Below are 11898 nucleotides of genomic sequence, written 5' to 3'. Positions count from 1 at the left end.
ACAGCGCTATGGTCCCATTGGAATCTTCCCCGGCTGAGCCAGAGCCGCGATCCGCCTTCGAATGACCAATCGGCCGTGTACGCAATGGGCGGCACGCTGGTGGGTTCTTTTGCATACAGCGGCGCGTCAGACCATTGCGCCGCCCGCGGGTCGGCGCCAAAGTGGTAGTTCAACCCGACCTTTCCAATGTGATAGTTGCTCGATAGGCTGGTTGTGTTCGCCGGAAGAATTGCAAGCGGTGGAAACTGCACGGTCGGAGCGGTCGCGACACTCGGCCCGCCAAAATGCAGGTAGTCATACTCAAATTTGACGGACCATGCAGGCGTAACCGCCTGCCTGCGATGCAGAGGACTTCATCTGGTGCGGCTGCCGGGGCCGGCTGATGGCCAAGGTGCCCGGCTTCGCCCAGGCCATTGCCGCTGGCGCATCACCGAAATGGACAACTGGGACAGCGACTTCCTCGATCTTGTCGAAGAGGCGCATCTCACCCTCAAGGGTAAGTCCGATTGTGAAATCGCCTTCGGTGCGCTGAAGCACCTTCTCGACGTCCGCTACAGCGCGCAAGACGGTTCGGCCTGCTCAAAGTTTCTCATGGGAAGGACACGACGAGAATGACCCCGCCTGCGGTCGCGGATCGGTTATGATCGGCACTGCGGGCAGGCTCGTCGGCCAATTCTTCATACACAATGGCGACGATTCAAGCTTCGTTTGCGAACGGGGCTGAGTTCTTCAACAGCCCTGGCAGGTCAGCATCACCTCATCGAATGCTGCTTCGGTAAACCGAAGCAATTTCGCCGCGTGGCGACCGGCTACGAAAAGACGGCCAGAAACGACCTGGCCGTCATCACGATCTCGGCTGCCGTGTTATGGCTCGATAGATCTCCACTCGAAAGGATCAGGGTAGCGAAGCCGCACCGTGGCCCTGCGCAGTGTCCCAAACGAACTTCGCGCCGTCCGGCAGTTCGCAGATGAATTCGCCCTGATTCACGACTTCGGTCGCCCCGGCGGTCAGCTTGGAGGCCCGCACCGTAAGCTTGCCTTCGCGGCTGAGCTGTGGCGGAATGTATTCCGTCAATCCACGGTTTGATGCGCATTGGCAAAGCTGATGCCGTTCTGGGCGGTCACCCTGAAGGCACTTATAACCAACCCGGCCTGTGTGGCCGGCCCGGGCTTGCCGCCATCGACGGTGGTACAGCGGTTCAGGTCCAGTCTGAGCTTCACATTCTTGCCGGCCTGCAGGGCACTGAGCACCTCGGCGTATTTCGGCGAGGGCCCATCGGCCTTGGCGATCGTGCTCACGCTTACAGCCGAAAGCAAGGACAACAGGATCGACAGGCGTCTGCCACTGACTTCATACGCTGTTCTCCTCCACAACAACCGCAGGCCACGCAAGCGCCAACTTGCCCGATGTCGTGTTCGCAAACAGCCTGGCGGATTCTGGACATATTCGGTTCGCAACAACTACACGTGTCGCAACCGCGCGCAAGTCGTTGAAGGATAATCCAACCTCACAACCTCGTACGTAAGGTTTGCGAAGTGGCTTCACCATTTGTGACACCCTCTGCACTGTTTGATCCAGCGGGTGGCAGCGTCGAAAGTACGAACGGCAATAATGCGTGAATGCAAAGGAGGCCGATATGACCGAGAGGGTGCAGTTAGGACTCTCATATGAGCGTAAGCGGAAGAGTTTCGAACGAGCCTTCAAGAAACGGGCATCTTGCCGAGCACTCCGTGTGGCCGCCCGGCAGGGACCGCTGCCGCCCGAAGAAATGGTCGGGGAATGGACGGCCGGCGAAACTGATGCGGTGGGACGACGAGCAAAATACTTGCTTAAGACGCTACGTAGATGTCCGTGCTGCGCAATCGAAATGGAAGCTCATGCGCCGTCATGATTGTTGACGCAGTAAATCTAATCCGTTCGGATATCGGCGTCCCTCTGGCCACAGGCCGCGTAAACGAAGTCTCCCCGACGTCGAAATTCGGCAATCGTCCGGCCACCGATCAAATCGATCTTGATGGCGTAACGCAAACTAAGCCCGGAGGCGATTGTCCATACGTACGCGCGCCCGCCCGCAAATGAAAATCCGTGTAGCCGGACATTGGCGATTTCGACGCCGATCATCGGCGCCTTTTCGTGTGGCATATCATTTGCACGGGTTTATCTGGGTTGGACACGGCCAGGTGCCGCGCCATGCCCCAACCGGCCCGACACACCTCATACCCGGCAGTGTGCGTCGGGCCGGTGCTGTTTCAGCATAGGAGATCGACGCTCGACCGCATTCATCGATGTTAAGTCGGATGCAGCCGTTTGTGCGATGACCGACACAACGGTGCCGTTTCACTCGCGTTGTGCGAGGTGGGGCACTGTGCATTGCCGCTTGTGCAACATCAAAAGCGCTTTCTGTGGTTCTGGCAGGGCCACCACTGTTTGGAGAGCGCGTTCGCCAACGCGCCTAAGTTGCATTGTTAGGACTGAGTTGCAGGGCTCAAATAGAGTGTGCGAATTCCGAACATCTCGATTAGCCTGTCTGTTGTTCCTACTACCGGATAGGGAATCTCCTATGTTCGATATCGAAACGGCCGCGCTTCTACGCGCGGTCCTGAACGGAGGCTGCAAAAGGTTTCCCAGCACCAAACCCCGGAACATGGATTTCCGTTCATGGCGATCCTTCCGATGCGTTACATTGTAATCGATTTTGTGGCTGATCTTGGGGATGGAATTACATAGTGGCCACTTCAGGCTGTGTTACGCTTGGGAAATGCACGGCTCGCCAGCATATTCAGCACGTATACTGAAGATCTGACGCAAGAGCCGTAGCAGCCCCGCATATCGCATAGGGGCCGCCACCCGACCACGCCGCAGGAGATATCGGCCTTTCGCGACAGCGAGGAGCGCGCCTCTTGCCGATCATGAAGGCGGGGATCAAGCCGGAGGGCGGGGGGTTAGGGTAAGATCGATCGACCAAGCAGGCTCGGATAGCGCCCTGCTGATCCGGGCTATGCTTGCTTCGTTTCATGCGGCTGCTTGCTCGGCTGCATCCGCGTGCAAGCACGAAGCAAACGCGTTGTTAAGAATTCGCCCGCGCTGATTTGCGCGATTCCGATTCGTTCCTTGCGAACAAAATAGAGTCGGATGGAGAACAAAGCTGTGGTGCTGCGTGTCTGTCTGGTTCAGGTGCGTATCGGCTGGCGTTATGATCATCCGACCGAGCAGGGCGCGAATTCATGGCGAAGAAAACGGCCAAGCGGGCGACACGGCATACGGTCCTCGTGATCGACATCGGTGGTTCGCGCGTGAAGGTCATGACCAGCACGGAGCGAACCAGGCACGCGTTTGCGTCCGGTCCCCAGCTATCGGCGAAAGTAATGGTAAGGAAGATCAAGGCGCTGACGAAGGACTGGTCCTATGACATCATCGCGGTTGGGTATCCGGACCTGTGGTCAATAACAACCGGCCCTTTTCGGAGCCTCTCGGTCAGGGGTGGGCGGGTTTCAATTTTGAAAAGGCCTTCGTCCGCCCGACCAAGGTCGTCAACGACGCGCTGATACAGGCGATCGGCAGCTACCAGGGCGGCCGGATGCTGTTCCTTGGCCTGGGAACGGGTCTTGGCTCCGCGATGATCGTGGACGGCATTCTGGAACCGATGGAACTGGCGCATCTGCCGTACTGCAAGACGTTCGAGCAATACGTCGGCGCCGCAGCCCTCAAGCGCGTTGGCAGGAAGAAATGGCAACGCGCAACGTCATCAAGCGTCTGCTCGTTGCGCTGGAGCCGGATTACATCATGCTGGGCGGCGACAACGCCGGCAAGATCGACAAGCTGCCGCGCAAGGTCCGCCGCGGCGTCAACACCAACGCGTTCGAGGGCGGATATCGGCTGTGGAAGAAGGGGCCGGTTAGATCGTCCAGCGTACGGCGATAGAGAATGCCGGAGCTGCATAGGCGCGTGAGCTTTGCACCTAGATTTGAATGGCCTCTCGACGATCGACTGTCTATGGTGTTCGCATGTCCCGCCTTGTGTGTCTCTTCACTGCTATCGTCCTATCGCTGTTATCAGTCGCCGCTCTGGCCGCACCGCTTCAAAAGCGGCCGGCTCCGCGCTGGCCCGGCTATGGCTTCCTGCCAGGTTACCAGCAGCCGCTGAACGACAGCCTTCCACTTTACGCCCAGAAAGACGCGATGCGGCGATTGGCACGCCGCGACCGGCGCCGTTGGTACATTGACCCGGTCCCCCGTTACTACGGGTATGATGGCGCCTGGCACTATTTCGGCCGGCCCGGCTTTTACGGCGGCCGCTACAATGGCGGCAGCTTTGGCCCGTGCTGGACGCGGACGCCGATCGGGCCGATCTGGAATTGCGGCTGATTAGGTCCGTAGGACGCAATGGCGAAGCGTATTGCGGCGTCTGGCGTTGATGACCGATTAAGTTGGGCTAATCCAACTGGCGTGCGTACGCACGTGCCTCCAATATTCGCGACCCGCTGGGAGAGGTCAGTCGATGACCTCAGGCGTGTATGCCAGATGGCGCTTGCCAACGCGCCCATCCTTGTGGCGCTAACTTGGCTGCTTTGGCCACGCCGTCTTGCTCATGAGAACGCGTAGATGACCCCGCAGATGCCGACCCACAGGAGCGCGTTGAGGAGGACCGCCGCAAGCGGCCAGAAGTTCCACACTATCCGCGGCTGCGAAGCATCAGCATGCAATGGGCGATCGGCCTGACCGCCTTCAATCACGCGCGGTTTTGGTTTGCCCCAGTGCGTCATCCGTATCCCATGCTTGCGCTGCGCTAGTCGATTAGGGTCCCAGCAAATCGAAGATCATCAAGTCAAGTGAACGTCGCCATCCCGATGCCGATAGGATCACGGTCGTGAGGCTGGCGAGCCAGATCGTCAGCCTTGCCGACTACCAGATCCCAGCCGACCTGCGGTCCAGGTCTGGCTCTCGAGCGCCTAACCATAGCGCTCAATGATCACGTGAGCCTCAGGCCTTTCGGAGATCGATGAACCCCAGCGTTGCTTAGCGGTCGGCGCTGCCCTTCAACGGCGCGGCACCTTGCTCAATCGGACCATGGAGCTCCTGCGGCATCAGCCAGCGCGAGGCCTCATCACCAATCAATTGAAATCTCGTGAAGGCGAGCTCGTCATAGCCGATCTCGTATTGATCCGCCCGCGTGACTGTCGCGCCCTCGATGTCCTTCGGCTGCATGGCCTCATGAACGCCGGGCGAACTCACTGACTCGATCACGCCTACCTTAAAAAGTGTCTCGGCGGGGCAGATCGATAATTCTGCCAAGGCCATCCTCTTGGACGTCTCCGCCCCGTTCACGAAATTCGCACTCTTCCAAAGTAGGAGGTTTTCGATCGTGTCGATGAAGCGGCCTTCCGGTAGTACGGTTTCATCCACGACCAGCTCCGTTGATCGCGTGTCGGCCGAGATCTGAAATTGCGCACCTTTCGTGGCGTGGTTGTAACATTGTCCATTCGCGCCCGATCTCATAGCTGCCCCGTGACCAGCCGTCCGCTTGACGGTCGAGGCTATCTCCTTGGTCGGTGCGGTTAAGTTGGCGGCGAGGGCCACATTAATGTCTGCCGCTTGTACAGTTACGACTAGCCTCAACGCCGCATTGATCAAGATCAATCGAGCAAGTCTCATTGTGAATTCCTGGGTCGGTGACCAGCGCGCCGCCTTTTAACTGCGGCATCTTCATCTCAGCAATCGGCGTGCCGAACGCGAAAGTGCTCTGCGCGTCGCTTGAAGGAGAAAAAGCACGTGCCCGAAGCGGCACCCGCGGAATAATTTAGGTGCAGTAGTCGGTTTCTCCACATCAACGTCCGCAACCGGACACGACTGGTACGACAAGATAGATGACAAATGATGCCGGTTTTCCTCGTGCCGCCAAGACGGCAACAATGCTTTCGCATTGTGGGTTCAATCCAGCGGCTACATTCAGCGCCGGCCTTTCACCACCGGCTCGCCGTCGAATTGACTGAAGAATGACGTCCGTCACTGGCGCTAAAAGTACTTCCCTCATTCTCAGTGCGCCCCAACGGCGCGGATCACCAGTGGAGGAAGGTACCACCCAGACAGTAGTCGGTTTGATCTGGTAGCTGGCAAGCGGCTTGTCTGAGCAATCGGGCGGGTTGAAGCCTTGCGACAAAGGCCGCCGTGGGCGGTTGAGCAATCCAGTGGGCCGTACGTCTTCAACGTCGCAATTGGCGGCGGTCCGCGGCGGAGTCGGACAGGGTTGCGGTACCGTTGAAACCGGGTAACGCCGGCGGAGGGAAGGACCCTGACTTCTGGCGCATGAGCGTAGCTCTGGAAAGGCCAGCCGCTCCTTGCCTTGGTGTGGCACGGTGGGGCTAGGGTGATGCGCCCCCTCTGTGCGTCAGCTTATTGTCAGCTCGCGCGCCTATCATTGTCCACAGGTCTTCGAGTAGGCCAGTACGTTGCGATAGGGAGAGCGAACCGCATGTATAGTAGCAGAATCACTGGTTCTTCCAGCCAAGTTCCAAGCGCGAGCCAGGCCGATGAATCGGAGCTATCAGCAGATGGCCGTAGGTTTACGGAAACGCTTACGGCGCCTGGTTCGTCCTCGGGGGCGGCACGGCCGTACTCCCTCATTTCCGAACCTCCCATCGATGAGATTGACAGGGAGTCATTCAGGGAAGAACTGAGAAATTTTTACGGTAAGGACATCAAGCACATAGCCGATAATCCGCAAGAATACTCGGATTTCGTTTCCGAAAAGGCTGAGCGCACAGCGATGGTCGCCAGAGCCGGATCCACCGTAGAGGATTCGGACTATGCGCGATATTTCAGCTATCAATTGGGTGACAAGAGTGTCGGGCTTCTAAAGACCGAAGGTCGACGTCGCATGGGAGGGGAGGCGTGGGAGCGGCACTTTCCTGGGCGAAAACACGTCTCGTCCGTTGTCGGTCTCCGGGTTACTCATCCGCTCGTCGAGAACGCAGGCGATGTTCTGCTGGAACATCAACTTCGGCTTGACGGCAAGCGGGCGTTGGTCATGTCGCGTCCTGCCACGGATGAGGTGAAGCCCCGTCTAGAGCAGATGGGTTTTGTTCACGTGGGGGACAATGAATATGTGCTTGACCCTAGGCAGCATCCCGACAAGTGGACGCTGAACGATGAGGGAAAATGGCAGCGGGCGGACAAGCCTCGGCTATATCTCTCCAAAGTCGAGAGTAGCGATGACGAAAACGAAGGAAGTGTCGAGAAATATTCGGGCGAAGAATACATCGAAACGGATTCGTCGGGGGACGATCCTTCTTGGTACTTCGACCGGCTCAATTTAGGCCCGGGGACTGGCTAGCAGAAGTCGCGCCGGGTGCGGCTTGGCCTGAAAGTGGCCGACTTCTCGTAGCGGCATGCACCGGGAAGGGGCGCTGCAACGGGAGCGCCCGCCACGCGCGGGTGTGCTCTCGATGCGGCGCGCGAGCGGAATAAATTGGAAGCGGCGGCGGTTCTCGAATTTGCCGGCAGAGCAGCTTCTTTGGAAGCCCTAGTCAGCTGCTCTGAGCTACTTTTTGCCTCATTGGCAACTCTCTGGGATTTGAACGCTCCACCATCGATGGCGACTCTTGCAGGGCGCTTCGCCGGACGATCAATTGAGGTGTGCCTCCTCATGACCGCCAACGGCCAAGCCGAATGTCGCTGCCGCCTGCGATCTGCGGCTTCAACGACATTAATCCGGCGCGCTAGGGGAGGAGCAAGCGATGAAACCAGTCTGGGCCTAGATCGATGAAAAACACCCGCGCGTGATGCAAACCAGATCGCGCTGTTCGTGGATCAATACCGCCAATTGCCTCACTTGGTCGTCGAGCCGAGGAGGGGCTCAGCTGCTGCTCGCAGCTCCGCTTTCCGCGCCTCATCCAGACGTCATTCACGGATAGCGAAATGTCTTGCCCTCAATTGCTGATCTTACTGCTCGCTGGGACGCCATTTCGCGATACTCTGCCTGCACATTCTTGTTCAGCGGACCGCTTATCCTCAGTCAAGGGCTGCTTCGATCGCTCCCAATTCAGTATCGTTGCAGCAGTCCTTGAGTATGTTGGAAGACGGCGCGATTGAGCGCAGCGCCAAGCCAAGCCAAGCCAAGCTTGCGCAGCGTTTCAATGATGCGCACTGCGATCTCATCACGAGTGGCATTCAGAACTGTATCAAAGGGCAATTTGAACATTGGTCTGTTCGTCGATAAAGCGTCTGAGGTGAGCATCCTGCGGAAGCGCAAGGGGTGGCCTTCAACTGCCGTTACATGTTACAGCCGACCCGACTGTGCGTTGGCGCGGCCGCTCGCTGGATCCCTTCACCAGCTGTTTAGCGCTTGGTAAGTGTAAGCAGCGAGCTCGTCGGCTCGAAGAACATCACGAGCGATTGCGACTGAGGCTTGGGAGAAGCCTGGCTCGTCCGGCCACTTGCCGAGACCGTTCACCAGGTTCAACGGGCACCGCTGCGCCTTCGACGGCGGGATCAAGCTCGGAAACGGTCGCCTTATGATCCCGGCATTCAAGGGAGCTCATTCCGTCGGCCGGCCGTGACTGAACTGGAAGAGCAGCTGTTTCCGGCGGTGCGTTGATGTGGTGAGGTAAAAAAGAAGATCTGGTGCTCTGAACCAAACTCGCAAGCTGAAAAGCACCTTTGTGACCATATCCGTGAGGAAACGTACGCGTTCTTCTCAGTAAAGGTGAAGGAGATGGCGAAAGTTTGTACCGGCCTCTCGATGGAGGTTCTTTACCGGTTCAAGGAGAAGCAAGCCGCCCGGTTGCATGTGCTTGCCGGCATTGGAAGCGGAAGAAGAGAGATGATCTACACTACGGTTTGCTCAGCAGTTTGTTCGAAAATCAAGCGAGGCAAAGGAGGCGACGTGAGAGCACAAGCTCTAGAAAAAGCTCGAGGCCGGCCGCGTACGATATGGCCAATTCGCCAGCGCGCCGGAGTCAGGTCCTAGCGGCCTCTTTTTTGTTCAGGGGCCTTGTGGCTGCAAGCTCAGGATAGTCGGACTTGTTCGCCCAGGTTGGGAGCATGTCTCCGTCTCTACGCCGCGACGTTGTCCGAACTGGGAAGAGATGTGCTTCGTCAAAGACCTGTTTTGGGATGAAGAGGAGTGCGTGATGCAGCTGCATCCTCCTCATTCGCAATACGTGAATAACAGCCGGTATTGCCTGCATCTCTGGAAGCCGACTCGTCGGGACATTCCAATGCCACCGGCTAGTTTCGTAGGCGTCGTCGGGCTTGATCCATCTGAAACGGCAATGTTGCTTGCACAGATTGGGGGGCTATCATGAGACCCGTATTCCTACAACGATTTGAGGGCCCCAACAGGAGCGCCGCCGCATCTATTCCGGTAGGAACGACAACTGCGATAGACGAACAACTCTCTTCATTACATCTAAGATGCTTGTTGATGTTTGTTCGGGGAGTTTTCAGATCCCTTCGGCTGATCGACAAGGGCTGGGACTCCCGCCAGACGATATCGTTGCCGTGGGGAAACTCATCAGCTTGGCGTCAGCTCGCATCCTTAGGGTGCCGATCCGTCAATAGGCGGTGAACGATTAGCCTTATCACGCATCGAGAAGAGCAGCGGGTTATAGCGAGCATGTCTGGCCCTACGGAGGACACGGCACGTCTGGATTGGGTGCCGTTCTGGTTGCGATCGGCCTTGGATATAGCCGCATTGTGCTGTGTGGCGTGCCTTTTGATGACGGCCGTTATAATGACGAGCCTTTTTGGCGGCGTACTGCTTTTGCTTCATCTGAGGCGGCGGGCTCGGTCGGTGCAAATCGCAACGTCTATCGTGGAAGGTGAACCAGATCGCTTTCGAGCGAAAAATGAGAAGCATGTCGAACCGCACCAAGAAGTGGTTGGGTGGCGCACACAAACTCGACCCGCAGCCTCAGGAGATACGATCGAGTAGGACCCGCAGTAGTCGACCGCCTGAAAACAGCAGATCGCGCCGCATAAGATGCGCTCCTGTCATAGTTTCAACTTGCAAGAACGGGGAAACGGGTTCGAGTCCTCTGGACTGGCGAGGAGGTCTGCCGATGCCGTTGCACTGCATCAATGAGGCGCGCCTGAGCAGGGTAGCGCCTCTCAAAGCAGAGAGTATACTCATCGCAGCGTGCCTCAACACTGAGTACCGTGACACAAGATCAATCCGGCATACGGTCAATGAGCTAGCGCGTGGCTGCCTCGCGGGCGCTGACTACACGATTGAGGATACATATGTTCTTTACGCGGGTGTCGGTAAGAAGGGTGGCAGGAATCTACAGGGCGGATCGTCTTAGGGATTCGTGCATAGATCAGCCACGCCTCGTGGCGGTCTGAGCTTGAGACGGAGCTGGTTGATATCTGATCGCGCACCGCCGCTCCGAAGTAACCAGGGGTCGAGAATGATGGGCGGAGAGCAGCTCGTTCAAGGGCTTAAGGAAGCAGGAACAAGGGCGCGCAGAGAATGTTCAGATATTTGTGTAAGAGGCCTCTGTAGCTGGATTGCAGTCGTTTCTGGCATTAGCCGGACATTGTCATTTGATCCTATGGTGGCTAACAGTGGCCGGGCAGCAAGCTCTGTCAAAGCCGCAGCCGTCGCAGGCGGGGCCGCAGGCCCGCCTTTTTCAGAGCTTGCTGATCGGCCAAACTCGGGCCGCCGGATAAGGCGGACATTGTGGTCATCGCGCTGATCCCGGAAAACGCGAGCCGAAGTGAATGGCGAACTGGCCCATGGCGGCAGTCCACTCGACACCTCGCCGCCACCTCAATCCGGCGTTCTTGTGCGAGATAAAGCAGCTTCAACGCGTCGTCGTCGTTGGGAAACTGCCGCGGGTCGTGATGATCTTGCGCAAGCTAACGCGCGCGTAGAGGCTCAGGATTTTGTCGTCGATCGAACCGGTCTGGCCCTTGGCGATCAATAGCGGCTCGAACCTGCCGGCCCGGTCGCGTGGCAAAGCCATGTCGATCTCGCCGTCCTCGGTCAGGATCGTCTTCGCGCTGGTCCCGTTGCGGCTATTGCCGCTGCCGCGGCCGGCCGGGTCCCCCTTCTCGTAGCCAAGATGATCGCTCAGCTCCGCGCCAAGCGCCCGCTCAATCAGCGCCTTCTTCAGCTGCTTGAAAAGCCCGTCCGTACCTGTGAGGTCTTCTGGCTTCTCATAGTTAGCAAGCAGTTGATCCAGTAGTTCAGGTGTAAACGTCGTCTCGGTCGTCATGTGAGTCTCCTCGGTAAGGTAAACTCACAGAAGCCTGCTTACACATTCTTTCTGACACCCTCTTGAGCCGGCATCAATTCGGCTTCCGAAAGCAGGAGATCAAGCAGTCTTCGTTAGCCGACTGACCTTGGCAACTCACTCGCTCGACTTCGACCAACGATTCCTTCAACATGAGCATGCAAGTCTCAGCTCCAGCGGCATGGCCCCAACGCCTGCAGTTGGTATCTCGGGCTGAGCCAAAAACCAGCTGGCCATCTGGCGCCAGCATCTGCACCAACTTGCGGATAGTCGCACGCATCTCGGCCACGCCTCCAAGGTAGTAGAGGACTTCGGCCAGTACGATCAAATCAAACCGCTCGGCGGTCGAAAACTGCTGAACGTCCGAAGCCATCCAGGTTATGTGCGACCACCGTTTCGTCCGTAGGCTAGCTCGACGAATCGCTTGCGGCATAACGTCGATGACTGTGAGCCGTTTGCAATGAGGTGCTAGTATTTCCGTAAACGCGCCGGCCGCGCACCCGACCTCGAGGGCGTGCGAAATCACGCCTTGCGAAAGCGATAGCCGGAGCATTTGCGAGTGACGCTCGCGTTCGAATGGATTACCGTCGAGCCTCCACGGATCGTCGGCGGCTAGTTCCTGCTCTAGCGATTGATGCTTGCTGTCCGAACTCATGAGTCACCT

General features: G+C 57.9%; 10 protein-coding genes and 3 pseudogenes. 5 read left to right on the top strand and 8 right to left on the bottom strand.

Annotated features, from left to right (window positions below; all coding sequences use genetic code 11):
* The first annotated feature begins 382 nt into the window (after nt 1-382).
* Nucleotides 383-724, top strand: a pseudogene (locus tag ACFXS9_RS19635) (hypothetical protein).
* 14 nt (nt 725-738) lie between these two features.
* Nucleotides 739-873 (top strand): annotated as a pseudogene (locus tag ACFXS9_RS19630) (IS5/IS1182 family transposase); the annotation flags it as partial.
* Nucleotides 874-895: 22 nt separating this feature from the next.
* On the opposite strand, the gene ACFXS9_RS19625 reads toward ACFXS9_RS19630, so the two are convergent.
* From ACFXS9_RS19625 to ACFXS9_RS19615, 3 genes are all read right to left on the bottom strand, one after another.
* Nucleotides 896-1075, bottom strand: coding sequence for a hypothetical protein (locus tag ACFXS9_RS19625; protein ID WP_392700337.1), 180 nt, complete (start codon nt 1073-1075; stop codon nt 896-898).
* Complete coding sequence (locus ACFXS9_RS19620) at nt 1072-1299, bottom strand: VirK family protein (protein ID WP_392691286.1); 228 nt, start codon at nt 1297-1299, stop codon at nt 1072-1074. Before ACFXS9_RS19620 ends, ACFXS9_RS19625 begins: the two co-directional genes overlap by 4 nt.
* Before the next feature lie 610 nt (nt 1300-1909).
* Nucleotides 1910-2122, bottom strand: coding sequence for a hypothetical protein (locus tag ACFXS9_RS19615; protein WP_392691283.1), 213 nt, complete (start codon nt 2120-2122; stop codon nt 1910-1912).
* A gap of 1103 nt (nt 2123-3225) precedes the next feature.
* Here ACFXS9_RS19615 and ACFXS9_RS19610 point away from each other — a divergent pair.
* Both ACFXS9_RS19610 and ACFXS9_RS19605 read left to right on the top strand, forming a co-directional pair.
* Nucleotides 3226-3922: pseudogene (locus ACFXS9_RS19610) on the top strand (ROK family protein).
* A gap of 83 nt (nt 3923-4005) precedes the next feature.
* Nucleotides 4006-4365, top strand: coding sequence for a hypothetical protein (locus tag ACFXS9_RS19605; protein ID WP_392691280.1), 360 nt, complete (start codon nt 4006-4008; stop codon nt 4363-4365).
* 221 nt (nt 4366-4586) lie between these two features.
* Here the strand turns inward: ACFXS9_RS19605 and ACFXS9_RS19600 are convergent, their stop codons facing one another.
* Nucleotides 4587-4763, bottom strand: a complete 177-nt coding sequence (locus tag ACFXS9_RS19600; protein ID WP_156433478.1) for a hypothetical protein — start codon at nt 4761-4763, stop codon at nt 4587-4589.
* A 253-nt stretch (nt 4764-5016) separates the two neighbouring features.
* Nucleotides 5017-5652, bottom strand: coding sequence for a molybdate ABC transporter substrate-binding protein (locus ACFXS9_RS19595; protein ID WP_392691277.1), 636 nt, complete (start codon nt 5650-5652; stop codon nt 5017-5019).
* A gap of 817 nt (nt 5653-6469) precedes the next feature.
* Here ACFXS9_RS19595 and ACFXS9_RS19590 point away from each other — a divergent pair.
* Nucleotides 6470-7330 (top strand): host specificity protein, encoded by an 861-nt coding sequence (locus ACFXS9_RS19590; RefSeq protein WP_392691274.1) that lies wholly within the window; start codon nt 6470-6472, stop codon nt 7328-7330.
* 708 nt (nt 7331-8038) lie between these two features.
* On the opposite strand, the gene ACFXS9_RS19585 is transcribed toward ACFXS9_RS19590, so the two are convergent.
* The 3 genes from ACFXS9_RS19585 to nodS form a co-directional block, all read right to left on the bottom strand.
* Nucleotides 8039-8197 (bottom strand): hypothetical protein, encoded by a 159-nt coding sequence (locus tag ACFXS9_RS19585; protein ID WP_392691271.1) that lies wholly within the window; start codon nt 8195-8197, stop codon nt 8039-8041.
* 2605 nt (nt 8198-10802) lie between these two features.
* Complete coding sequence (locus ACFXS9_RS19580; RefSeq protein ID WP_392691268.1) at nt 10803-11216, bottom strand: transposase; 414 nt, start codon at nt 11214-11216, stop codon at nt 10803-10805.
* 73 nt (nt 11217-11289) lie between these two features.
* Nucleotides 11290-11889 carry a nodulation methyltransferase NodS gene (nodS, locus tag ACFXS9_RS19575; RefSeq protein ID WP_057850273.1) on the bottom strand — a complete coding sequence of 200 codons (600 nt, stop codon included), beginning with the start codon at nt 11887-11889 and terminating at the stop codon, nt 11290-11292.
* Between the last annotated feature and the right edge of the window lie 9 nt (nt 11890-11898).

The organism is Bradyrhizobium sp. RDI18, from assembly GCF_043203335.1.
GTDB classification, from domain to species: domain Bacteria; phylum Pseudomonadota; class Alphaproteobacteria; order Rhizobiales; family Xanthobacteraceae; genus Bradyrhizobium; species Bradyrhizobium retamae.
The sequence above is the reverse complement of the archived record's forward strand: the minus strand, read 5'-3'. Positions and strand labels throughout refer to the sequence as shown.

What these genes read in the sequence shown, in the direction of transcription:
- ACFXS9_RS19615 (WP_392691283.1), bottom strand. Translation starts at nt 2,122, where the DNA reads ATGATCGGCGTCGAAATCGCCAATGTCCGGCTACACGGATTTTCATTT.
- ACFXS9_RS19605 (WP_392691280.1), top strand. Translation starts at nt 4,006, where the DNA reads ATGTCCCGCCTTGTGTGTCTCTTCACTGCTATCGTCCTATCGCTGTTA.
- ACFXS9_RS19600 (WP_156433478.1), bottom strand. Translation starts at nt 4,763, where the DNA reads ATGACGCACTGGGGCAAACCAAAACCGCGCGTGATTGAAGGCGGTCAG.
- ACFXS9_RS19595 (WP_392691277.1), bottom strand. Translation starts at nt 5,652, where the DNA reads ATGAGACTTGCTCGATTGATCTTGATCAATGCGGCGTTGAGGCTAGTC.
- ACFXS9_RS19590 (WP_392691274.1), top strand. Translation starts at nt 6,470, where the DNA reads ATGTATAGTAGCAGAATCACTGGTTCTTCCAGCCAAGTTCCAAGCGCG.
- ACFXS9_RS19585 (WP_392691271.1), bottom strand. Translation starts at nt 8,197, where the DNA reads ATGTTCAAATTGCCCTTTGATACAGTTCTGAATGCCACTCGTGATGAG.
- ACFXS9_RS19580 (WP_392691268.1), bottom strand. Translation starts at nt 11,216, where the DNA reads ATGACGACCGAGACGACGTTTACACCTGAACTACTGGATCAACTGCTT.
- nodS (WP_057850273.1), bottom strand. Translation starts at nt 11,889, where the DNA reads ATGAGTTCGGACAGCAAGCATCAATCGCTAGAGCAGGAACTAGCCGCC.